The sequence below is a fragment of the Amycolatopsis sp. YIM 10 genome (genome assembly GCF_009429145.1).
In the GTDB taxonomy this organism is placed as follows: Bacteria; Actinomycetota; Actinomycetes; order Mycobacteriales; family Pseudonocardiaceae; genus Amycolatopsis.
On the sequence record NZ_CP045480.1, the window covers coordinates 180,561 to 203,229 of the forward strand.

25 protein-coding genes are annotated in these 22,669 nt (G+C 70.2%); 13 read left to right on the plus strand and 12 right to left on the minus strand.

Features of this window, described 5'->3' with window-relative positions:
* Position 1: 1 nt before the first annotated feature.
* Genes YIM_RS00885 through YIM_RS00895 form a run of 3 tightly spaced genes read left to right on the plus strand, consistent with a single transcriptional unit; the run spans position 2 to position 3,459 of the window.
* The gene (locus YIM_RS00885; RefSeq protein ID WP_153028521.1) at positions 2-721 is read left to right on the plus strand and encodes a class F sortase; all 720 of its coding nucleotides are present in this window, start codon (positions 2-4) and stop codon (positions 719-721) included.
* 43 nt (positions 722-764) lie between these two features.
* Positions 765-1,958, plus strand: a complete 1,194-nt coding sequence (locus tag YIM_RS00890; protein WP_194240000.1) for a hypothetical protein — start codon at positions 765-767, stop codon at positions 1,956-1,958.
* 19 nt (positions 1,959-1,977) lie between these two features.
* Positions 1,978-3,459, plus strand: coding sequence for a hypothetical protein (locus tag YIM_RS00895; RefSeq protein WP_153028522.1), 1,482 nt, complete (start codon positions 1,978-1,980; stop codon positions 3,457-3,459).
* Positions 3,460-3,462: 3 nt separating this feature from the next.
* Here YIM_RS00895 and YIM_RS48490 read toward each other — a convergent pair whose 3' ends face one another.
* The 3 genes from YIM_RS48490 to YIM_RS00905 form a co-directional block, all read right to left on the minus strand.
* Positions 3,463-3,606, minus strand: a complete 144-nt coding sequence (locus tag YIM_RS48490) for a hypothetical protein (protein WP_194240001.1) — start codon at positions 3,604-3,606, stop codon at positions 3,463-3,465.
* Between the two features lie 152 nt (positions 3,607-3,758).
* Entirely contained in the window at positions 3,759-4,691 is a 933-nt protein-coding gene (gene coaA, locus YIM_RS00900) for a type I pantothenate kinase (protein WP_153028523.1), read from the minus strand.
* Positions 4,692-4,856: 165 nt separating this feature from the next.
* Positions 4,857-5,468, minus strand: a complete 612-nt coding sequence (locus YIM_RS00905; protein ID WP_153028524.1) for a macro domain-containing protein — start codon at positions 5,466-5,468, stop codon at positions 4,857-4,859.
* A gap of 86 nt (positions 5,469-5,554) precedes the next feature.
* Between YIM_RS00905 and pheA the strand changes: the two genes are divergently transcribed.
* Together pheA and YIM_RS00915 are read left to right on the plus strand one after the other, a co-directional pair.
* Entirely contained in the window at positions 5,555-6,463 is a 909-nt protein-coding gene (gene pheA / locus YIM_RS00910) for a prephenate dehydratase (protein WP_153028525.1), read from the plus strand.
* Positions 6,460-7,074, plus strand: coding sequence for a histidine phosphatase family protein (locus YIM_RS00915; RefSeq protein WP_153028526.1), 615 nt, complete (start codon positions 6,460-6,462; stop codon positions 7,072-7,074). Before pheA ends, YIM_RS00915 begins: the two co-directional genes overlap by 4 nt.
* Positions 7,075-7,077: 3 nt before the next feature.
* Here the strand turns inward: YIM_RS00915 and tenA are convergent, their stop codons facing one another.
* Entirely contained in the window at positions 7,078-7,764 is a 687-nt protein-coding gene (gene tenA / locus YIM_RS00920) for a thiaminase II (RefSeq protein WP_153028527.1), read from the minus strand.
* Positions 7,765-7,846: 82 nt separating this feature from the next.
* On the opposite strand from tenA, the gene YIM_RS00925 reads away from it, so the two are divergent.
* Positions 7,847-8,476: a DUF4232 domain-containing protein gene (locus YIM_RS00925; protein ID WP_153028528.1), complete on the plus strand. Its 630-nt coding sequence runs from the start codon at positions 7,847-7,849 to the stop codon at positions 8,474-8,476.
* A 23-nt stretch (positions 8,477-8,499) separates the two neighbouring features.
* Here the strand turns inward: YIM_RS00925 and YIM_RS00930 are convergent, their stop codons facing one another.
* The 7 genes from YIM_RS00930 to YIM_RS00960 form a co-directional block, all read right to left on the minus strand.
* Positions 8,500-8,910 (minus strand): hypothetical protein, encoded by a 411-nt coding sequence (locus YIM_RS00930; RefSeq protein WP_153028529.1) that lies wholly within the window; start codon positions 8,908-8,910, stop codon positions 8,500-8,502.
* 68 nt (positions 8,911-8,978) lie between these two features.
* Positions 8,979-10,310, minus strand: coding sequence for a DUF2252 domain-containing protein (locus tag YIM_RS00935; protein WP_194240002.1), 1,332 nt, complete (start codon positions 10,308-10,310; stop codon positions 8,979-8,981).
* 22 nt (positions 10,311-10,332) lie between these two features.
* Positions 10,333-11,922, minus strand: a complete 1,590-nt coding sequence (locus YIM_RS00940) for an alkaline phosphatase D family protein (protein WP_153028530.1) — start codon at positions 11,920-11,922, stop codon at positions 10,333-10,335.
* Positions 11,919-12,869, minus strand: a complete 951-nt coding sequence (locus YIM_RS48870) for an SDR family NAD(P)-dependent oxidoreductase (protein ID WP_153028531.1) — start codon at positions 12,867-12,869, stop codon at positions 11,919-11,921. Before YIM_RS48870 ends, YIM_RS00940 begins: the two co-directional genes overlap by 4 nt.
* A gap of 44 nt (positions 12,870-12,913) precedes the next feature.
* The gene (locus YIM_RS48875) at positions 12,914-13,384 is read right to left on the minus strand and encodes a YkvA family protein (RefSeq protein ID WP_153028532.1); all 471 of its coding nucleotides are present in this window, start codon (positions 13,382-13,384) and stop codon (positions 12,914-12,916) included.
* A gap of 78 nt (positions 13,385-13,462) precedes the next feature.
* Positions 13,463-13,813: a metallopeptidase family protein gene (locus YIM_RS00955; RefSeq protein WP_153028533.1), complete on the minus strand. Its 351-nt coding sequence runs from the start codon at positions 13,811-13,813 to the stop codon at positions 13,463-13,465.
* Complete coding sequence (locus tag YIM_RS00960; protein WP_153028534.1) at positions 13,813-14,910, minus strand: septum formation family protein; 1,098 nt, start codon at positions 14,908-14,910, stop codon at positions 13,813-13,815. Before YIM_RS00960 ends, YIM_RS00955 begins: the two co-directional genes overlap by 1 nt.
* 97 nt (positions 14,911-15,007) lie before the next feature.
* Here YIM_RS00960 and YIM_RS00965 point away from each other — a divergent pair, with 97 nt between their 5' ends.
* The 7 genes from YIM_RS00965 (at position 15,008) to YIM_RS00995 (ending at position 21,439) form a co-directional block, all read left to right on the plus strand.
* On the plus strand, positions 15,008-15,619 hold the full coding sequence (locus tag YIM_RS00965) for a hypothetical protein (protein ID WP_194240004.1): 612 nt from the start codon (positions 15,008-15,010) through the stop codon (positions 15,617-15,619).
* A 1-nt stretch (position 15,620) separates the two neighbouring features.
* The gene (locus tag YIM_RS00970; protein WP_153028535.1) at positions 15,621-16,784 is read left to right on the plus strand and encodes a glutathionylspermidine synthase family protein; all 1,164 of its coding nucleotides are present in this window, start codon (positions 15,621-15,623) and stop codon (positions 16,782-16,784) included.
* Between the two features lie 70 nt (positions 16,785-16,854).
* Positions 16,855-17,304 carry a DUF350 domain-containing protein gene (locus YIM_RS00975; protein ID WP_153036696.1) on the plus strand — a complete coding sequence of 150 codons (450 nt, stop codon included), beginning with the start codon at positions 16,855-16,857 and terminating at the stop codon, positions 17,302-17,304.
* Between the two features lie 33 nt (positions 17,305-17,337).
* Positions 17,338-18,267: a haloalkane dehalogenase gene (locus YIM_RS00980; RefSeq protein ID WP_153028536.1), complete on the plus strand. Its 930-nt coding sequence runs from the start codon at positions 17,338-17,340 to the stop codon at positions 18,265-18,267.
* Positions 18,260-19,525 (plus strand): serine--tRNA ligase, encoded by a 1,266-nt coding sequence (serS, locus tag YIM_RS00985; RefSeq protein WP_153028537.1) that lies wholly within the window; start codon positions 18,260-18,262, stop codon positions 19,523-19,525. Before YIM_RS00980 ends, serS begins: the two co-directional genes overlap by 8 nt.
* 4 nt (positions 19,526-19,529) lie before the next feature.
* Positions 19,530-20,492 (plus strand): DUF3558 family protein, encoded by a 963-nt coding sequence (locus YIM_RS00990; protein WP_153028538.1) that lies wholly within the window; start codon positions 19,530-19,532, stop codon positions 20,490-20,492.
* Positions 20,489-21,439, plus strand: coding sequence for a DUF3558 family protein (locus YIM_RS00995; RefSeq protein WP_153028539.1), 951 nt, complete (start codon positions 20,489-20,491; stop codon positions 21,437-21,439). The genes YIM_RS00990 and YIM_RS00995 overlap by 4 nt, the downstream gene beginning before the upstream one ends.
* 13 nt (positions 21,440-21,452) lie before the next feature.
* Here the strand turns inward: YIM_RS00995 and lhgO are convergent, their stop codons facing one another.
* Complete coding sequence (gene lhgO, locus YIM_RS01000) at positions 21,453-22,634, minus strand: L-2-hydroxyglutarate oxidase (protein ID WP_153028540.1); 1,182 nt, start codon at positions 22,632-22,634, stop codon at positions 21,453-21,455.
* Positions 22,635-22,669 lie beyond the last annotated feature (35 nt).

Sequence of the window (22,669 nt, forward strand, 5' to 3'; positions counted from 1 at the left end):
GATGGAGGCGCGCTGGAAGGTGGCCGGGGCCTGCGGCTCGGCACTCGTGGTGGTGATCGCGGTCGGCGTGATCCTCTTCGCGCTGCCGACGCCGGAGCAGCACCCCGCGCCGTTCTCCGCGGCGGCGTCGGTGGCCGAGACGCCGTTGCCGGTTTCGTCGTCGTCCACGCTCGCCGCCGCCCCGGCGCCGCCGAGCGTGCCGGAGGTGAGCACCGAACGCCTCGACGTGAAGGTGCTGCCGCCGGGAAAGCCCGCCACGCTGGAGATCCCGGAGCTGAACGTCCACACCGGACAGATCATGGACCTCGGCCTCCAGTCGGACGGGGAGTTGCAGGTACCCAACGACGCGAGGACGGCGGGCTGGTACACCGAGAGCCCGACGCCGGGTGAGGTCGGCCCGTCGGTGATCGCCGGGCACGTCGACTACAACCACGTGCCCGGGGTGTTCGCGCGGCTGGCCGAACTGCGCGTCGGCTCGCGGGTCACCGTGCACCGCGGTGACGGGATCAGCGCGGTGTTCACCGTGTACCGGGTCGAGCGTCACCCGAAGTCGGCCTTTCCCTCGGAGGACGTCTACGGCGACACCGCGCAGCCGGAGTTGCGGCTGATCACCTGCGGTGGCGCGTTCGACCGCGATTCGCGCCAGTACTCGGACAACGTGGTCGCCTACGGCCGGTTCACCGAAGCCTTCCGGCTCAAGCCGACTACGGCATTCCGGTGATCCTCGGCAACGCATTCGGGCTAGTGGTCGAGAATGTGAGCCGATGACTGCGCATCCCGATTCCCCCGGTCTGCTCGAGTACCTGTGCTCGCTGGACGTCCCCACGCTCGCCGCGTTGCTCCACGAGCAGGCCGAGCGGGATCCCGACCTGGGCGAACGCCTCCGGAAACGGGCGGCGGAGCTGGACGACGCCCAGGGCAAGGCCGATACCGAGCACGGCATCGAGCCGGTGCTCGACACCCTGCAGCGGCTGCTGGACGCCGGCACGCGAGCCGATCTGGCGCCGCTGGCCAAGCGGGCGATGGACAAGATCGGCGACGCGTTCGCGCGCGGGGAGGACACCGCCGGTCAGCTGCGGCGGGCGGTGGCGCTCTACGCGCGGGCCTGCGTGGCGCATCCGCCGCCGCCCGAAGCGCTCGCCGACTGGATCCTCAGCGTCACCTTCGACCGGCCGGACTGGCCGGTGCTCGATCTGCGTGCCTTCGCGAAGTCGCTGGGGGACAAGGGGGTCAACCGGATCAAGTCCTTTGTGGACACCATTGGCGAAAACGACGGGCGGCGTGCGCCGGTGGCCGCGCGGCTGCGCGAGGAGCTGGCCGAGATCTCCGGAGACGTCGACGCGCTGGTGGCCATCCTGTCCGCGAAGCTGCCCAGTCGTGAGGTGAGCCTGCGCATCGTGCGCGTGTTGCGCGACGCCGGTCGGCACAGCGAGGCGATCGCGCACGCGGCGAAGGCATTGGTGCGTGGCAAGGGGCCGGTGGTCAACGCGCAGGTGACCGCGCCTGCCGCGCCCGCCGAACTGCCGCGCCCGCGTCCGGCCCCCGAGACCGAGAAGCCCGCGGAACCGGCCGACCCGGTTGACCTGGCTGACCCGGTCGACTTGGACGAGCTGATCGAAGCGGAAAAGTACGACGAGGCATGGGAATTCGTGTCCCGCGACGGCTCCTCGCTGGCCGACAGGCTGCGCGTGGCCGAGTTCCGCGAGCGCGAGCACCCGGCCGACGTGCTGCCGCTCTACCGCGAGCACGTCGCCGAGCTGATCGCGTACGGCGACGCCGCGCACTACCGGCACGCGGCGAAGCAACTGCGGAAACTGCGCGGTTTGTACCGCCGCGCCGGTGTCGCCCAGGAGTTCGGTGAATATCTGGCCGGGCTGGTGACCGAGCACAAGCGGAAAACGCGGCTCATCGCCGAGATCCGCAACGCGCGGATCGCCCTGCCGAAGGATCGTCGCTGATCCGTGGAACGATGACCGCATGAGCCCCGTGAGCCGTGGTCGCAAGAAGAAGTCAACCGGCGGCAAGAGGAAGCCGCAGGGTGGCCCAGCCGCGGACAACAGCCTGTACCGGGCGATCCTGGCCGAATTCGCGGAGATCGCGCCCGACGAGGACCTGCTCGACATCGAGCTGCGCGCCTCCGAGATGGCGGCACCGCCGGACGACCACCGGCGGAAGAAGACCACCGCGGAGCAGCTGCTGGAGTTGATCGACTACGCGCGCCGCCATCCGGGCCCCGGCGCGGTGAACCTGCTCGCGGGGCTGCGATGGTTCGCCACCTACGGGGACACCGCGGACGCGGCCGCCCGCGCACTGGTCGAGGTGCTGGAGACCGGCCGGCAGCCGCCGCGGTGGGCGGTGGAGATCGGCAGGGCCGAGCCGGGGGAGTGCTGGCTGTGCCGCGACCCGTTCGGTGAGCAGGACATCGTGCTCTGCTCGTTCGGCCGGGCCGGCGAAGGGGACCACGGCGTGCTGGCGCTGATCGGCCTCGGTGGCGTGGTCGACGAGCTGGAGGTGATCGACGATCCGGCCGGGGTGCTCGCCGAACTGCGCGAGAACCTGGACGAGGACGACAGCCTGGAGCGGATTTCCGGGGTCGAAGCCCGGCGGCTGCTCACCGACGCGCTGATCCGCACCGATCCGATGATGCCGGAGCACCTCGCGGTCGAGGGCCTGGTGATCAACCGGCTGCGCCTGCTCGGGAACATCCCGGACGAGCCGCCGCGGGAGGTGGAGGTGGACGTCGACGCGGCGGTCGAGCGGTTTTTCACCGCGAACCCCGGCGTCGAGAACACCGCGGAGCACCGGGAGCTGGTCGAGTGGCTGGCGGTGTTCGCCCAGCAGCAGGAGCCGCGCTGGGAACTGCACGTCGGCCCGGAACTGCTGCTGATGGTGGCCGACGAGCTGCCGGAAGAGCTGTCGCCGGAGCTGCTGGAGGCCTGGATCCGCTGGCGGGCGGCCGAGCGCGGGCTGTCCGAGAACGCGCTGGACGAGCTGCTCGAAATGGCCGACGGCCTCTATGAGAACGGTGACCCGTACCTCGACGGTATCGGCGAGGACGACGACGTGGAAGCGGTGCTGGAGCGGCGGCGGTTCGCGCTGCCCGAGGCGCACACGACCATCGGCGACGAAGAGGTCGATCTGGACCCCGCCGACCTGGACGACCGGGTGCTCCTGGTCCTCGGTGAGCACCCCGAACTGCACGAGGCGGTCGCCGCGGAGTCGCTCGACACCCGCTCGGCCGAGTTGCTCGGCACCAAGGCGATGGTGGTGCACCAGTTGTGGGACAACGAACCACCCGAGGTCTGGGCGGCCGCGCGGACGCTGCGGGACAGCGGGCTGGACCGGTCGGCGGTGCTGGACCGGCTGCGGGGCGTGCTGCTGGAAAACGCACACGAATCCGAAGACGGAATCGCACTTGATATCGAGAACTATCAGCGAGCGCTCACCGCGCTGGGCTGAACCTCACGACTTGCCGTTCTTGACCTTGCGGTCGGCAGCGTCGCCGGCCGCGTCGTCGAAATCGACAAAAAACGCACCGGCAGCCATCACCAGCAGAACCGCGACACCGAACATCGCGCCGACCCAAGTCATGATGGTCGTGAACATGGCCGCGCCTCCTCCCTGGTCAGGATGTGTTTCCTAGTCCAGGGTCGCTGGGGCGGGTCCGCCCCGGTATCGGCCAACCGGTTAGTGCACCTGCGAACTCCTCGGCCGATCGGACGAGAAGTTCAACGCAGCGTCAAATTCCACCTCGGTAATTACAACTTACGCAACCGGACCCGGTTGATGGAATGGTCGGCGTCCTTGCGCAACACCAGCGTGGCCCTGGGGCGGGTGGGCTTGATGTTGTCGATGAGGTTCGGTTCGTTGATGGTGTGCCACAGGTGACGTGCCTCGGCGCGGGCCTCGTCGTCCGGCAGGCCGGCGAAGTGGTGGAAGTGCGAGGCGGGATCGGCGAACGCGGTGTGCCGCAGCTTCAGGAACCGCTCGACGTACCAGCGCTCGATGTCGTCGGTGTGCGCGTCGACGTAGATGGAGAAGTCGAACAGGTCCGAGACGGTCAGCCGCGGGCCGGGCTGGAGCACGTTGAGGCCCTCGATGATGAGGATGTCCGGCTGCTCCACCACCTGCTCCTCACCGGGCAGGATGTCGTAGGCCAGGTGCGAGTAGACCGGGGCGCTGACCCGCTCGGCGCCGGATTTGACCTCGGTGACGAAGCGCAGCAGCGCGCGCCGGTCGTAGCTCTCCGGAAAGCCCTTGCGGTGCATGATGCCGCGCCGCATCAGCTCGACCCTCGGGTAGAGGAAGCCGTCGGTGGTGACCAGGTCCACGCGCGGGTGGTCGGGCCACCGGGCGAGCAGAGTGCGCAGGATGCGCGCGGTGGTCGACTTGCCGACCGCCACGCTGCCCGCGATGCCGATCACGAACGGCACCTTGGTGCCGCGGCAGTCCTCGCCGAGAAAGGTGGTGGTCGCCTCGTAGAGCCGTTGCCTGGCGGCGACCTGCAGGTTGATCAGCCGGGAGAGCGGCAGGTAGACCTCCGCCACCTCGGCGAGGTCGACCTGTTCCCCGAGCCCGCGCAGGCGGAGCAACTCGGCCGCGGTGAGCGGCAGTGGAGTGGATCTGCGCAGCTCCCGCCACTGATCGCGGTGTAGCTCCACATAGGGGCTGAGCTCACGAACCCGTGGCATCCGCACTCCCCTCGGCGTCGAGGCCGGCTGCGCCGCATGAAATCGACGTGGGTTACAACGTCGATCTAACGGTAGGGCTTACCGGGGGCAAACGCGCTGTGACGAAGTCCACCCCGGTTGTCCAACCACTGGAGTTGCGCTTCGAATCGGTTCCTGAGCTGGGCGTCAGCCGCCGAAGACCTCGGCCCACGCCGCGGCGACCTGCCGGGCGCACGTGTCCGGCGCCACTCCGCCGACGCCGGTACCGAGGCCGGGCATCGCGATCGTCTCCACGCCGTGCCGGATCTCGTCGCCGTGCTCGAACCGCCCGTCGCGCCACAGCCGGAACACCGCGCGCGCGGCGAGGAACGGGTGCACGGTGTCGGGCGGCAGGCCCTCACCGGGCTCGCGCATGGTCGGCGCGCTGATCAGCCACGCGGGCGCCGGCTCCCCTGTCGGCACCACCAGCGCCTCGCCGATCGGCAGCTCACCGCCGTGGTAGGCGAGCACCGCACTGCGCACGTGCTGCTCGACCTCCGGAAAGGCCCGCGAGTAGACCGCGTCGACGCCGCCGCGCATCCAGCCGTGCGAGTTCGCCGGGCTGACCACGGCCTGGGCGGGCACGTCCAGCACCGACCCCCGGTGCACCCGGACCGGACCGTCCACTGTGTCCACCACGTGCCGCCAGGCACGGGCGAGCGGTTCGTCGACGGCACACAACACCAGTACGGGTTTGCTCGCGGAGAAACTGGCTGGCGAACTCTGGCGGCCGGCGTGTGTGCCCGGATGTGCGGTCACGCCCCCAGCATCGCAAAAAACGGCGGAGCGCGTAACCGTTCCGCCTACCGGCTATGCGAGTGAAAGTGGGTGCGTAGCCTTGCCGTGTGTCTCGAATCGCCTATTTCGGCCCGCAGGGGACTTTCACCGAGCAGGCCGCCCGCACGTTGACCGTTGACGACGAACTGCTCCCGATGGAGACCATTCCGGCGGCACTGGCCGCGGTGCGCAAAGGGGAGGCCGACGCGGCCTGCGTACCGGTGGAGAACTCGGTGGAGGGCCCGGTCACCGCGACCCTGGACGGCCTGGCCGAGCAGGAGCTGCTGGTGGCCGTCGCCGAGGCGCTGCTGCCGGTGCACTTCACCGTGCTGGCCAGGCCGGACGCCGAGCCGATCCGCACGGTGGCCAGCCATCCGCACGCGCTCGCGCAGGTGCGGCAGTGGCTGGAGGTGAACCTGCCCGAGGCGCGGCCGGTGGCGGCGGCCTCCACCGCGGCCGCCGCGGTGGCCGTGCAGCAGGGCGAGTTCGACGCGGCGGTGACCGCGCCGGTGGCCGCCGAGCACTACCCGCTGCGCGTGCTGGCCACCGAGGTGGCCGACGTGCGTGACGCCAGGACGCGGTTCCTGCTGCTGAAGCCGCCGGGCACGCTGCCGGAGCCGACCGGGGCCGACCGCACCTCGATCGTGGCCGCCGCGGCGAACCGCACCGGCACCCTGGCCGAGCTGCTCACCGAGCTGGCCACCCGCGGCATCAACCTGACCCGCCTGGACGCGCGGCCGACCAAGGGAAACTTCGGCGAATACCTGTTCTTCATGGACTTCGAAGGGCATATTTCGGAACCGCGCATCGGCGACGCGCTGGCCGCGCTGCGGCGGCGCTGCTCCGGCCTGCGCTTCCTCGGCTCGCACCCGCGGGCCGACCAGGTGCCGGCGACCATTCAGGCGGGCGCCGCGAACGACGATTTCACCGGAGCCGTGGACTGGGTGGCCGCGGTCCGGAGAGGAGAACTGGCGTGAAGCTGTACCTGATCCGGCATGCGCAGAGTGAGTCGAACGTGCTCAAGACGCTCAACACCGCGCTGCCGGGCCCGCCGCTGACCGAGCTGGGCCGGGAGCAGGCCGCCGCGCTGGCGGACCGGCTGGCCGACGAGCCGGTGCGCGCGGTGTACGCCTCGATGGCCACCAGGGCGCAGCAGACCGCCGCGCCGGTGGCCGAGGTGTTCGGCATGCGGGTGCAGCCGGTCGAAGGGGTGCACGAGATCAACGTCGGTGACCTGGAGGACCGCGCCGACCACGAGGCGATGAAGGCGTTCGCCGAGGTCATGCACTCGTGGACACGCGGTGAGCTGGACGTGCCGCTGCCCGGCGGGGAGACCGGCACGCAGGTGCGTGAGCGGTACCGGAAGGCGGTCGGCGACCTGCGTGCCAAGCACGAGGACGCCGACGCCGACGGCGTGGTGGTGCTGGTCGGGCACGGCGGCTCGATCCGGCTGGCCGCCGAGTGGCTGTGCGACAACGTGCTGCCGGAGCTGGCCGACTCCGGCCTGATCCCGAACACCGGCATCGTGCAGCTGGAGTCGGTCGAGGGCGGCTGGCGCTGCCTGCGCTGGGTGGACGACCCCGTCTGAGCCTCAGCGCAGGTGCGCGGTCGGCCAGGCCTCCATCCGGTGCGCCGAGTCCCAGAAGAGCCATTCGTACTCACACGCGCGGGTGAAAGCGGAAAGCATGCGCGATCGGGTCACCGCGTCAGCCGATTCGGCGGCGCGGTCGACCGCTTCGCGGCAGCTGGTGACCGCGGCGGCGAACTCGTCGTCGGCGTAGGTGTCGATCCACGCCTGGTACGGGTTGTCGGCGCCGGTGCCGGACTGGCCGGCCAGGATGTGCTCGCCGACGTGCTGGTAGATCCAGAAGCACGGCAGCAGGGCCGCGATCAGCTCCGGGTAGCTGCCCGCCTGCGCGACCGCGAGCAGGTACGAGGTGTAGGCCAGGCAGGTGGGCGAGGTCTCGATGGCGTCGAGATCGGCTTCGCTCAGGCCGAACTTCTCGAAGTAGCCCTCGTGCAGCGCGCGTTCGACCACCACGGCTTCACGGGCGGCGCCGGCGAAGAAGCTGAGGTCCTCGGGGTCCGGCGCGCGGGTCGCGGCCACGGCCAGCGCGCGGCCGAACCCGATCAGGTAACGGGCGTCCTGGGCGAGGTAGAACTGGAACCGTTCGGGCGACAAAGTGCCCGCTGCCAGCTCTTCGTTGAACGGGTGGGCCAACACGGACTGTTGTAGCTTCGCCGTGTGCCGCCACGCTTCGTCACAGAATCCGGGCATGGTGACGAACCTACCGGCGCAACCTCGAGTGTGGTCGGCACGTCTACTGGGTAGTCACCTGGTAACGGGGAGGTGGTACAAAATGAAAAATCGTAACTGGGTCACCGTGGCCACGTTCGCGACGCTGGGCCTCGCCCTGACGGCCTGTGGGGAGCAGGCACCGCAGACGGCCGCACCGGCGGCGAGCACGCCGACCAGTTCCTCGGCGCCGACGTCCGAACCGACCACGACGCAACCGACGACCAGTGAGAGCACCTCACCGGGCGGCGAAGCACCGGCCGCGGCCAACGACAAGCTGTGCAAGGTCGGCGACCTGACCATCACCCTCGGCGGCGGTGAGGGGGCGGCGGGCACCGTTTACCGGCAGCTCGAATTCATCAACTCCGGCAAGCGCACCTGCACAATCCAGGGCTTCCCGGGCGTTTCCTACGCCGCGGGCGGTGACGAGCACCAGGTCGGCCCGGCCGCGTTCCGCGAGGGCAGCAAGGGCGAGCCGATCGAGCTGGCACCGGGGCAGAAGGCCTCGGCCGACGTGGGCTTCGTGCAGGTCGGCAACTACGACCCGGACACCTGCAAGCCGACGCCGGTCAGCGGCATCAAGGTCTACCCACCGCAGGAGACGGCGTACAAGATCGTGCCGTACGAGGGCACCGGCTGCGCGGGCGAGCAGATCCCGGGCAACCAGCTGACGGTCAAGACCATCACCGGCTGACGCTGCTCCAGCCGAGCACGTCGTCAGGTTCGCGTGCAGATCTCGGTGGCCTGGCTGAGGTGCCAGCGGCCGCTCGCGTCGAAGTTGAGGCTGATCACCATGCGGTTCACCCCGTCGATGTGGTCGGCGAGCGGTTCGTAAGCCGGTTGCAGCTCGGCCGCGGCCTCGGCCAGCGACTTCGCCGCGGCCAGTCGGTCCAGCGTGCCCGGCGGCAGGCTGCCGAAGGTGAGCCGTCCCTGTGCCGGGTCGGGCAGGTCCCCCATTCGCGTCAGCGCGGCGCAGGCAGCCCGCGCGTCGGCCGCCGGTCCGGTTTCGGAACCGGACAGCGCCCAGAGCGCACCCAGCACCGAACCGCCCAGCACGAACCCGACCACTCCGGCCAGCACCTGACCCCGCGACAGCTGGGTGGCGGTGCCGGCATCGTCATCGCCCACGATCGGGTATTTAGCCACCCGCTGACCTGGGTGTACAGGCAAACGGGCGGGTTGAGATCTTCCCGTGCTCAGACGCCGGGGATCTGGCCGTTCCGGAACGCGTCGACGAACAGCCGGTGATCATCGCGGGTCAGCTCGGCGTAGGCGGTGCCGAACTCGGTCAGCTCCTTGACGAAGGCGTCCTCCTCGGTGCCGATGACCGACGCGATCGCCTCCTCGCACTGGAACTCGACCAGCGTCTGCTCGGAGTCCGAATCGGAAACGCAGTGCATCTTCGCGGTGGCCCGGCCGAGGTAGTCCAGCATCGGCGCCATGTCCTCCGGCTCGGTCAGCTCCGACCAGTCCAAATCGGTCACGTACGGCGAAAGCTCGGCCACCACGAACCCGGTGCCGCCGAGTTCGGTGTAGCCCAGCCACGGGTCGGCGTGCGCCTGGAGCGCGCGCTGCGAGACCGCCGTGCGATGGCCCTCGTGCCGGAAGTAGCCGCGGATCCAGTTCTCGTCGACGATCCGGCTCGGCGCGGGCACGTTGCCCTGCTTCATCGACAGCACCACGTCGTTGTCCAGTGCCTGGGTCGGTCCTTCGACCAGGAGGTTGTACGCGGGCAGTCCGGCCGAACCGATGCCGAAGCCCTTGCGCCCCACCACGTCCTTCACCCGGTAGGTGGCGCTGCCGAAGCGCTTGCCCGGCGGGATGGTGTCCAAATAGGACTCGTAGGCCCGCTCGACGGCGGCCCGTTCGGCCGGGTCCAGCTCGCGCACGCCGGGACCGTGGCGGAACCGGCGGTCGTAGTCCTCGATCACCGTCACCTGGTCGAGCAGACCCACCCTGGTGGACAACCGCGCCTGCAGGAGCAGGTCGTGCAGCAGGCCCTCGGTGCTGTCCAGCTGGAGCTTGAACATCTCGTCACCGGGGCGGTCGGCGAACTCGCGCACCTGCCGCACGTAGCTGCGCAGGTAGGTGCCGATCAGCGCCTCGATGTCCACATCGGAGATCGCCTTGCCCCATGCCATCAGCGCCACCGAGGCGGCCAGCCGCTTGAGGTCCCAGGTGAAGCTGCCGAGATAGGCCTCGTCGAAGTCGTTGATGTCGAAGACCAGTGCGCCCGCGGCGTCCATGTAGGTGCCGAAGTTCTCCGCGTGCAGATCGCCCTCGATCCAGACGCGGCTGGTGCGGTCGTCGGCCCAGCGGTCGTGCTCGGCGGCCATGTCGGCGTAGAACAGGCAGGCCGAACCGCGGTAGAAGGCGAACGGCGCGGCGGCCATCTTGCGGAACTTGCGGCGGAACGCGCCCGCGTCCGCGCGCATCAGCTCGTCGAAGGCGTCCACCAGCACCTCGACGATCTCGGCCTGGCGTTGCTCGGCCGGGGTTTCGCGGATGCGTTCGACCACACTGGGCAAGGGTGAATCCTTTCGACGGGTTTCAGCGCTCAGTGAGCCGCACCGGCGGCAGGCGCGTCAACCCGGCTTCACCCGACCGTTCCAGATAGGCGACCGCGTCGCGGCCGTGCACGTCGATGGTGGCGATGGCGTTGCCGAAGTGCGGGCCGGAGGTGCGCGCCCAGCGCAGCGGCAGCGGCGGCACCCCGGCGCGGCGGGCCAGCGCGTCGGCCACCGCCTCGGCCGAGCGCCACCAGCCGAGCCGGAACACCAGCCGCATGTACCACGGCACCGTGTTGTGCAGCGGGGAACAGGTCAGCTGGTTGATCGCGGCCGGTACCTCCGGCGAGTACCCGGCCTTGGCGATGTAGGCGTGGTGCACGTCGCCGGAGAGCACGGAGATCGACGCCGCGCCGGCGCGGCCGGTGCGGCTGATCAGGCCGGAGAGCCGGTCGAACGAGGTGCGGAAGGCCGACCAGTGCTCGAGGTCGCCGGTCTGGCGGACCCATTCGGCGAGCCGCCCGCGCCACCCCGGCCGGTCGCAGGCGAGTTCGTTGGCCGACTGCAACTGCGCCAGCGACCGGGGCAGCAGCCACGGCAGCGAGGTGCCGATCAGCAGGTGGTCGTACTCGCCTTCGGCGTTGCGCTCGATCCAGTCGAACTCCTCCGCGTCGACCATCGAGCGGTGCCCGTCGTGCAGCAGGCGGCCCGCCCTGGTGTCGATCACCAGCAGCCGCACCGGTCCGAAGTCCCGGCGGTAGGACCACCGGGCGCCCTTCCGGCCGTCGGCTTCGGCGTCGGCCTCGCGGGCGAACTCCCGCAGCGCGGGCAGGTTGTCCTCGCCGGATTTGGTGACCTGGCGGAACATCGGCTCTTCGGCCAGTTCCTCCGGCGAAAGATTGCCGATGTGCTGGTAGATCCAGTACGAGGCGAGCGCGCCCTGGATGCGCTGGGGCCACCAGTCCAGTCCGGCCATCTTGTCGCGCCAGGCCTCGGAAGTGTTCCAGTCGTCGCGCACGTCGTGGTCGTCGAAGATCATCGAGGTGGGCACGGTGGACATCAGCCAGCGCAGCCAGTCGTCGTGCCACGCCTCGTGGTAGAGCCGCGCGTACTCCTCGAAGTCGGCCACCTCGTAACCCGGCGGCTTGCTGGTGTCGCGCCGCGAGCGCAGCCAGGCTCGCATGTCGTCGGTGGTCTCGTCGGCGTAGACCTGATCTCCCAGCAGCAGCAAGGATTGCGGCCATTCGGTCTCGTCGAGCGCGGCCATCCGGCGGGCATAGGCGACCAGCGCGTCGTAGCCGAGCGAGGGCATTTCCCTCGGCTTGCGGCAGGACCCGAAGACGATCCGGAATCGTCCGTCCTCTTCGGACAGGGTGCGGATGCGGGAGGCGGGCCGCGTGTACCCCGGCGGCGGCCAGGCGACCTCACCGTCCAGCCGGACCTCGTACGGGGTGCTGGTCGCGGGTTCGAGACCGGTGATCACCACCAGCGCGTAGTGGTGCCCGCCGGCTTCGAAGGTGGGCGTGTCGGTACCGAGCACGCTCACGGTGCACGGGCCGTCGGTCTCCACCCAGACGGTGGCGGATTCCTCGTTCACATGCCGCAGCAGCGGGCCCAGCACCAGATCGGTCATCTGCCCGTCCGCTCCTCACAGAACTGCCAGAGCGCTTCGCGTTGCGCGGCGGTTTCGCGGGTTCGCCGCAGGTAGTGCGCCGGGCGCGGGGCGCGGTCGTGCCAGAACTGCCCGGTGGTTTCCGGACGCCCGCCCTCCTCGGCGGCGGCCAGCCAGACCACGGTGTCCGCGCCCTGCTCGGCGTCGCGCAGCAGCGGGCCCATCAACTTGGCGAAGCCGGGCAGGGAGTCGGTCACGCCGGGAGTGGCGGCCCAGCCGGGGTGCGTGCTGTGCACGGTGATCCCGTCGCACTCCAGCCGCCTTCCCCAGAGCAGCGCGAGCACCACCTGCATGCGCTTGGTCCTGGCATAGGCCTTGGTGCCGTTGTACTCGCCGTCGAGGTACTGCGGATCGTCGATCCGCAGCGGCTGGGAGTACATGCCGCCGGAGGAAACGAAGATGACCCGGCCCGGTTCGCCCTCGCGCAGGGCCGGGGTGAGCAGCTCGGTCAGCAGATGCGGGCCGAGCACGTGGGTGGCGAGGGTGACCTCGTTGCCCTGCGCGGTTTCAGTGCGCTCCGGGGGCAGCGTGCCCGCGTTGTGCACGAGCACGTCGACGTCGGTGACGGTGGCGGCGAACCGTCGTACATCGTCCAAATCGGACACGTCGCACAGGTCGACCCGGATGGCGGCGCCGGGCACCTCGGCCTGGATGCCCGACTTGGCGCGCTCACCGCGTTCGGCGTCGCGGACCACCAGGTGCACGGTGCCGCCGAGCCGGGCCATGGCGGTGGCGGCCGCCTTGCCGAGCCCCGAGTTCGCCCCGGTGATCAAAACCCGCTTGCCCCGCAAGGCGTCCGGCGGCAGTGGAGCCCAGAACCGCTTGCGCAGCAGGAAACCCAGCTTGGTGTAGCCGGGAACGACGGTACGGTCCGCGACCACGTCCAGGACTCTCGGCAGCACGCTCACGGCTATTACCGTGCCAGGCCCGGCACGGTTTCGCAGCGCTCCGGTCAGGGGTACTGGTTGGGCTTCGTGGGCCGTTCGGCGTAGTCCGGCTCGCGTGCGGCGATCACCTCGGGATCGCAGAGTTCCCTGAGCACCGCGAAGCCCTGCGGGCTGCCGGTCCAGTGGTGGTGGATCGCGCCCATGCCGACCTGGCGGGCGATCGAGCGCAACGCCGCGGTGGCCAGGATGGCGTCGTCCCGCCTGCCGACCGCGGGCACGAAGTCGGGCACCAGGTCGATCGGCGAGGCGAGGTAGGCGAAGACCAGGCTGATCCGGATCCGCACCCCGCCCGGCATGCTCTTGTCGGCGGCCACGCTGCGCAGCAGGCGCAGCACGTCGGGCAGCAGGCGCACCGCCTCGGACAGCAGCCCGCCCTTCGGCCGCCACACCACCAGGGCGAGCAGCAGCGCGGGCCAGAGCAACAACAGGCCGAACACCAGGCCGAACACCATGTCGATCCAGAAAATGCCGGTCATGTCCCCCATTGTCCCGAACCACCGGGTGTGCGGTCATCCGGCAGATCCCCTAGGTGTGACTACTCAGCCGGTGGCCGTTCAGCCCCAGCCGAGTTCGTGCAGCCGGGCGTCGTCGATGCCGAAGTGGTGGGCGATCTCGTGCACCACGGTGATCAGCACTTCTTCGACCACCTCCGCCTCCGACGAGCACATCGCCAGCAGCGGCTGCCGGTAGATCGAGATGCGGTCCGGCAGCACCCCGCCGTAGTCGGAGTTGCGCTCGGTCAGCGCGATGCCGTGGTAGAGCCCGAGAATGCTCGGTTCCTCGTCGTTGAACTCCTCGACCAGCACCACCACGTTGTCCATCGCGGCGGCGAACTGCGGCGGGACCTCGTCGAGGGCCTCGGCGACCAGTTCCTCGAACCGCGCGAGCGTCATGTCGACCGGCATCAGGCCCCCGGCAGGGGCTGCGGGAGGTCCGGCGGCGCCGGCGACTCCGCACCGGACGGCGGGACCGGCTCGTGGTTGTCCGCCGGCGGCTCGTTGCCCGCGTTCGGGTCGGCGGGCACCGCGGAGGTCGGCGGCGGTTCCGGGGTGGCGGTGGAGGTCTTCGGCGCCTGGCCGTCGGAGTGCAGGCTGCCGGTGACCGGGGCCAGCCCGCTGCCGTCCTCCAGCTTCGCGCCGACCTTGCAGTTGACCTTGGTCGAGCCGGCTTTCCAGCTCTCCGCCTTGCGCAGGTCCCAGGTCAGGATCAGCTTCTTCTCGGTGAGGTCGGCGCCGCCGGTGTACTCCTCGGCGATCTTGCTGCACTCGGTGTCCAGCCAGGTCTTCTGGTCGTCGTCCGAGGGCACCTCCTCCCCGTCGAACTTGTCGGCCAGGTCCAGCAGCCCGATGATCTCGTAGGCGTGCGGCTGGGCGCAGTCGATCGGGTCGCCGACGGTCTTGCCGGTCAGCGCCAGGCAGGTGCCCACCTGCCAGACGTTGGACTGGTCCTCGTCGACCGCGCTGCCGGTCAGCTTCTGCAGCTGCCCGCCGGGCGCGGCCCACTGGAGCCCGCACCGCAACTGCCGGTCACCTTCCGCCCACTCCTGGTCACTCGGGTGGAGCACCCCGATGGAGAGCTTGCCCTCCGGGTCGAGCGGCTTCTTCAGATAGGTCTCCGCCGTCTCGGCGCACTTCTCCTTGCCGAGCTGGCGCCACTGCGTCAGGTCGGGCGACGGCACGCCGGGCGGGTACTGCGGCGCCACGTCCACCACGCCGATCACCTCGAACAGGTGCGGCAGCTCGCAGCCGACCTTCTTCGCGTCACCCGCGTCGGGCAGTTCCCAGGTCAGGCAGCTGCCGGGCGGGGAGTGGAAGGCCTCGCGCGCGGCCTTCTCGGCCTCCGAGCGGCCACCACCGCCCCCACCGGTGATGTCCTCGTCACCCCAGGAGAACAGCACGCTGAGCGAGAGCGCGATGATCGCGCCCAGCGACACCCCGGCCATCAGCAGCCAGGTCCGCAAGCGTTCGTTCCGGGAACGGAACCGTTCCGATTCGGCAGACATCTACTCCATGATGCCTGCGCCGCCCAAATGCGCCAGCATTCGGGTGACTAGTGTGGGCAGGGCGAAGTGCGGTTGGCCAGCGGTTACGGAGCGCTCGATGACGGAGAACACACCTGGGGGAGCGCAGCCCCCCGACCAGCCCAAGCGCGGTTCCATGCGCTTCCAGGACGCGGAGACCACCACTCCCCGCGAACCCACCCTGGCTGAGCAGCGGGCCCGCAAGCAGGCGCTCGCCGCCGAGCGCGACCGGGAGATCGCCGAGCAGCAGGCCCGCGCCGAGGCCGAGCGCAAGGCGTCCACCAAGCGGAAAGTGCTGATCGGCAGCGGCGTGACGGTCGGACTGGTCGGCCTGGTCGCCGCCTGGTACATCGCGGCCACCCCGGACGAGGTCACCGCGACCTGCACCACCGCCGACGGCATCGTCACGGACAACGACGACTACTGCGACGAGGGCTACGCCAGCAGCCACGGCGGGTACTACAACCACAGCACCGGGTTCATGTTCATCCCGATCCCCGGCGGTGGTTACAACCAGTACCACTACAACTACGGCGGCACCGGCGCGCCGGGCCAGCGGATCAGCGGCGGGTCCTACACCGCGCCGTCGAACGCCAACGTGACCACCAAATCCGGCAAGTCGGTGCAGCGCGGCGGCTTCGGCATCAGCAACAAGGGCTCCAGCGGCACCGGCAAGAGCGGGGGCTCCTGACTTGCACAGGGAATCCAGCACTCCCCGGCGGGACTGGCAGCGCACCGTCGAGGAGCAGGGCCTGGTGTTCGGCACGCCCGCGCGGTACGGCAGCGGGCAGTCGCGGCCCTACTGGGACGAGTCGGTGCACTACGTGCTCCCGATGGACGAGGTGCTCTCGGTCGAGGCCGACGTCGAACTGCTGCACTCGATGTGCCTGGAAGCGGTCGACAACGTCATCCTGACCGAGCGCTACCGCGACTTCGGCATCCCGGAGTGGGTCTGGCCGCACATCGCCGAGTCCTGGAAGCGCCGCGACCCGCACGTGTACGGCCGCTTCGACCTGCGCTACGACGGCAAGAGCCCGGCCAAGCTGCTCGAGTACAACGCCGACACCCCGACCTCGCTGCTCGAGGCCGCGGTCGTGCAGTGGTACTGGAAGACCGAGGTCTTCCCGGACGACGACCAGTGGAACTCCATCCACGAGAAGCTGGTCGAGCGCTGGGCCGAGGTCGGCGACCTGCTGCCGTCGAAGGAACTGCACTTCAGCTGGTCCACCGCCGACCCGACCGGTGAGGACCACATCACCACCTCCTACCTGCAGGAGACCGCCGCCGAGGCGGGGCTGGACACGGTCGGTCTGGCCATCGAAGAGGTCGGCTGGGACCCGGTGCTCAAGCGGTTCGTCGACCTCGAAGAGGCCCCGATGAACACGCTGGTGAAGCTGTACCCGTGGGAGTGGGTGGTCGAGGAGGAGTTCGGCCGCTACGCCGTGGAGTCGTTGCCGCGCACGCTGTGGGTCGAGCCGCTGTGGAAGATGCTGCTGTCGAACAAGGCGCTGCTGGCGATCCTCTGGGAGAACTACCCGGGGCACCCGAACCTGCTGCCCGCCTTCAACGACGACCCCGGCCTGCTCACCGAGTACGTGCGCAAGCCGAAGCTCGGCCGTGAGGGCGCCAACGTGCAGATCGTGGCCACCGGCTACGAGACGCAGACCGGCGGCGTCTACGGCGCCGAGGGTTACGTCTACCAGGCGTTCGACCCGCTGCCCGAGTTCGACGGCTTCCGCCCGGCGCTGGGCGCGTGGATCGTCGGCGACAACGCGGCCGGGCTCGGCATCCGCGAAACCGCCGGTCTGGTGACCGACGACGGCGCCGCGTTCGTCCCGCACCGCATCCCCGAGTGACGCGCGAATCGGGTGATCAGGCACAATCCGCGCTGATCACCCGCCCTAGTACCTGGGAGTACCTGTGACGATGACGACCCTCGCCCTGTCCGAGACCTTCGGCTCGGACCTGGTCCGCGGCATCGGCGCGATCCTGCTCTACGGCGTGATCGGCCTGCTGCTCATGCTGATCGGGTTCTACGCCATCGACTGGACCACCCCGGGCAAGCTGTCCGACCTGGTCCGCCGCGGGCTGCCGAACGCCGTGATCGTCACCGCCTCCGGGCTGCTGTCGATGGCGTTCATCGTGGTGGTGGCGATCTTCAACTCGGCCAGCGACCTGACCGAGGGCCTGATCACCTCGCTGGTCTACGGCCTGCTCGGCATCGTGGTCCAGGTGCTGGCCGTGCGCCTGCTGGAGTGGGCCACCCGGATCGACGTCGGTTCCACCATCGAAAGCGAGAAGTTCGCCCCGGCGAGCGTCGTGGTGGCGGCCGCGCACCTGGCCCTCGGTCTTGTGGTCGCCGTCGGCATCAGCTGATAGTCGGCTCCGCCTTCCACTAGCGTGGGAGGCGTGCGCCTGCTGAGGACACCGGACGACCGGTTCACGGACCTGCCCGACTTCGACTTCCCCGTGTTCTACGCGGACCTGGAAGACCCCGCCTGCGGCATCGTCAGAATGTCCTACGTGGAGGCGGGCCCGCCGGACGGACCGGCGGTCCTGCTGCTGCACGGGGAGCCGACCTGGTCGTTCCTCTACCGCAAGGTGCTGCCGGTGCTCGCCGACGCCGGTATCCGGGCGATCGCGCCCGACCTGGTCGGGTTCGGCCGCTCCGACAAGCCGGCCGACATCGCCGACCACTCCTACGCCCGGCACGTGCAGTGGGTCCGCGCGCTCGTCTTCGACGCGCTGGACCTGCGGGACGTGACCATCGTCGGCCAGGACTGGGGCGGGCTGATCGGGCTACGCCTGGCCGCGGAGAACCTGGGCCGGGTGTCCGGGGTGGTGGCGGCCAACACCGGCCTGCCAACCGGCGACCACGACATGCCAGCCGAGTGGCACGCCTTCCGCAAGGTGATGGAGAACGCGCAGATCATGGACATCGCGCGGTTCGTCCAAGCCGGGACCATGACCAGGCTGTCACAGGCCGAGCGCGCCGCCTACGACGCGCCGTTCCCCAACGAGATGTACAAGGCGGGCCCGCGCGCCATGCCGGGCCTGGTGCCGATCACCCCGGACGATCCGGCGAGCGCGGCGAACCGGCTCGCGCTGGCCACGCTGACCACCGCGAAGCTGCCGATCCTCACCGCCTTCTCCGACGGCGACCCGATCACCGCCGGCTGGGAACCCGAGGTGCGCAAGCTCGGCGGCGCGGCCGGGCTGGAGCATCCGACGATCCGCGGAGCCGGTCACTTCCTCCAGGAGGACGCCGGTGCCGAGCTGGGGCGGGTGGTGGCGGGTTTTGTCGCCGGGCCTGCGACTACCCTCAGCTCTCGTGATTGACCCCAGGACACTCCGCGAAGACCCGGAAGCCGTGCGCGCCTCGCAGCGCGCCCGTGGTGAGGACGAGGGCGTGGTCGGCAAACTGCTCGACCTCGACGCCCGCCGCCGGTCCGCGATCGCGAGTGCCGACTCCCTGCGCGCCGAGCAGAAGCAGCTCGGCAAGCAGATCGGCAAGGCCAAGGGTGAGGAGCGCGACGCACTGCTGGCCAGGGGCAAGGAGCTGGCCGCGCAGGTGAAGGCCGCCGAGGCCGAGCAGGCGCAGTCCTCGGAGGAGTTCGAGGAACTGCACCGGCTGGTGCCGAACGTGGTGCACGCCGACGCGCCGGTGGGCGGCGAAGAGGACTTCACCGTGCTCAAGCACGTCGGCACCCCGCGCGAGTTCGACTTCGGCGTCAAGGACCACCTGGAGCTGTGCGAGGGGCTCGACGCGCTCGACATGGAACGCGGCGCGAAGGTGTCGGGCTCGCGGTTCTACTTCCTCAAGGGCGTCGGCGCCCAGCTGCAGCTGGCCCTGCTGAACATGGCTTCGGCGCAGGCCGCGGAGAACGGCTTCACGCTGATGATCACCCCGGTGCTGGTGCGCCCGGAGATCATGGCGGGCACCGGGTTCCTCGGCGCGCACTCGTCGGAGGTCTACCGGCTGCGTGACGACGACCTGTACCTGGTCGGCACCTCGGAGGTCTCGCTCGCCGGGTACCACGCGGACGAGATCCTCGACCTGTCGAACGGTCCCGCCCGGTACGCGGGCTGGTCGTCCTGCTTCCGCCGCGAGGCCGGGTCGTACGGCAAGGACACCCGCGGCATCATCCGCGTGCACCAGTTCGACAAGGTGGAGATGTTCACCTACTGCCGTCCCGAGGACGCGGAGGCCGAGCACGCTCGCCTGCTCGACTGGGAGGAGCAGATGCTGGCCAAGATCGAGGTGCCATACCGGGTGATCGACACCGCCACCGGTGACCTCGGCACCTCGGCCGCGCGGAAGTTCGACTGCGAGGCGTGGGTGCCGTCGCAGCAGGCCTACCGCGAGCTGACCTCGACCTCGAACTGCACCACGTTCCAGGCGCGGCGACTCGGGGTCCGCTACCGCGACGAGAACGGCAAGCCGCAGACCGCGGCCACGCTGAACGGCACGCTGGCCACCACCCGCTGGATCGTGGCGATCCTGGAGAACCACCAGCAGCCGGACGGTTCGATCCGGATTCCCGAGGCCCTTCGTCCCTATTTCGCCGGTCGTGAGGTGCTCTCCCCAGTACGGTGAGCGCATGTTCCGCCGGACCGTCCCGCTCGCCGCGTTACTGCTGCTGACCGCCTGCACCAGCCAGGTCGGCGGCAACGCGCGGCCCGCGCAGGACGGTCCGGTGCTCACCGGTCTCGCCGCGCTGCAACCGTGCGAGATCTTCACGCCGGAGCAGGTGGCGTACCTGGAGCTGGGCGAGCCGCAGTACTACCCGGCCGAGGTGAAGCGCAAGATCCCGCACGGCTGCCGCTGGACGGTCGAGGACGGCGGCAGCGTGGACGTCGGCATCAGCACGCCCGAGATCACCGTGCGCGAGTACATGGCCGGCGCGGTGGCGGACGCCTCGTTCGAGGCGGGCGGCCTGCCGTGGCAGGTGTACCAGGGCGTGGTGCTGGAATCGCTGTGCGATCTGGTGGTCGAGTTCCCGGACAACAGCTGGATCCGGGTGGGCAGCAGCGACTTCTCCGGTGACGGGGACCCGTGCCGGGTGGCGAAGCAGGCCGCGCCGTTCGTCGCCGGGAAGCTGCCCGGTGGCGCGCCGGCGCCCCCGCCGCCCCCGAAGCAGCAGTCGCCGCTGACCGGGCAGGACCCGTGCGCGACGCTCACCGCGCAGGAAGCCGAGCAGATCGGCCTGCTGGCGTCGAGCATGAAGCCCTTCCCCATCGGCGACACCGGCAGCGGCTGCGAGTGGTCGCCTGCCGACGAGAGCGGCGGCCGGGAGGACATCACCGTCACCTTCCAGCACGAGGAATCGATCGAGGACTCGGCGCCGGGTGAGGAACCGGACGCCGAAGAGGAGCTGGGGGGCCGCCGGTGGAAGATCTACGACAAACCGGCCGACATCGACGGCATGTGCCGGGTGGTCACGGCCACCTCGGAGAAGTCGCACGTGGCGATCACGTCGAGCAACTTCGTCGCCGCCGACAAGACCTGCGAGCTGGCCAAGGCCGCGGCCCCGCTGGTCGCCCCGAAGCTCCCCAGGTCATGAGGCGGCTCGCGGTGCTGGCCGCGGTGCTGGTTCTGGCCGGCGGATGCGCGGCGAAAGTGCCCGGTCAGGCGCGGCCCGGCGCGGCGCCGCCGCCCGCGAAGGTGGCGAACGATCCGTGCGCGCTGCTCACGCCCGAGCACGTGAAGCGGCTGGACCTGGTCGAGCCGGGGGTGGGCAAACCGGCGAACCCGAAGCTGGAACTGCCGCCGATGTGCGAGTGGAAGCAGGCCGGCGACGACCGGCGGGATCCGTTGAGCGTCGCACTGACCACCGACATGAGCCTGTCCGACTACTTCGGGTCCTCGAAAACCGGCGAGACGATCGAACTGGGCGGGTTCACCTGGACCAGGTACATCGACGACATCCTCGGTGAGAGCTACTGCACCTATGCGACAGAACTATCCATACGATCGTTCGTATTTGTTGGTTCCGGCGACCGGCGGACCCCGGAGAAGTCCTGCGAGCCGGTGCGCGAGGCGGTCCAACTGGTCGCGTCGCAGCTGCCCGGCGGCCAACCGGCCCCACCGCCCCCGGCGCCGAGCCCGCTGGCCTCGGTGGACGGCTGCGCGTTGCTGACCCAGCCGCAGGCCGACGAGCTGAGCCTGCGGCCGAACCCGCGCAAGCTGGAGAAGGGCTGGGCCGCCGACCTGCCCGGCGGCTGCGAGTGGCAGGTGTCCGGCAACAGCGAGTTCGACCTGCTGGTGGTGATGGTCTCGCCGGACCGCTCGGCCGACGAGCTGGACTACCACCACAAGGCGTCCGGCGAGACCTTCGACGCGGGCGGCCGCACCTGGGCGCTGCACCCTGGCGGCGACCGCGCGTGCACGGCGATCCTCGCCTACGACAACAAGTCCGCGGTCCTGATCAACCGCAGCGACAGCGACAACGGCCCCTACTGCGACGAGGTCAAGCGCGCGGCTCCCTTGGTAGCCGCCAACCTGCCGTGATTCCGGCGCGACCTCACGAAACCTGGTCCGCCACGTGCTTGGCGATCTCCAGCGCGCTGGTCGCCGCCGGTGACGGGGCGTTGAGCACGTGCACCTGGTTCGGCGCCGTCTCGATCAGGAAGTCGTCGACCATCGAGCCGTCCGGCAGCAGGGCCTGCGCCCGCACGCCCGAACCGTGGCGCACGATGTCCTCCGGCTGAACCGCGGGCACCAGCTTCGCCAGGCTGTTCGCGAACCGCTTCTTCGAGAACGACCGGCGCACCTCGTCCAGGCCGATCGGGTACGCGTACTTCTTCGCCAGCCGCCAGATGCCGGGGAACCGCGCCACCTCGGCCAGGTCGGCCGGCGAGATGTCGCCCCAGCGGTAGCCCTCGCGGCGCAGCGCCAGCACGGCGTTCGGCCCGGCGTGCACGCTGCCGTCGAGCATCCGGGTCAGGTGCACACCGAGGAACGGCAGCGACGCGTCCGGCACCGGGTAGATCAGCCCGCGCACCAGGTGGCGGCGGTCCTCACGCAGCTCGTAGTACTCACCGCGGAACGGCACGATGCGGGCCTTCGGGGTCAGCCCGGCCAGCCGCGCGATCCGGTCCGAGTGCAGCCCGGCGCAGTTGACCAGCGCGTCGGCCCGCAGCACCTCGGTGCCGGTGGCGACCTCCACCTTCGAGTCCCGGCTGCGGATGCCCAGCGCGGGCGTGCCCAGGCGCAGGTCGGCCCCGGCTTCTTCGAGCAGGCGAACCAGCGCGCGGCAGACGCCGGGGAAGTCGATGATGCCGGTGGACTCCACCCGCAACGCGCTGACGCAGGCGACCTCGGGCTCGTAGTCACGGGCCTCGTCGGCGCTGATCAGCTTCGCCGGCACGCCGTTGGCCTCGGCCCGCTGGGCCAGCACGCCCAGCGCGGGCAGTTCGGCGTCGGAGGTGGCCACCACCAGCTTGCCGCAGACCTCGACACCGACGCCGTGCTCCTTGGCGAAGTCGATGATGGACCGGTTGCCCGCCACCGACATCCGGGCCTTGAACGAGCCCGGCTTGTAGTACAACCCGGCGTGCACCACGTTCGAGTTGTGCCCGGTCTGGTGGGCCGCCCAGTGGTCTTCCTTCTCCAGCACGGTGACCTGGTCGCCGCGGCGGGTCAGTTCCCACGCCGTGGCCAGTCCGATGATCCCGCCGCCGATGACAACAACGTTCTTCCGCACGGTCGGCCAGCGTACGTGAGCCGTTCCCGGCACTC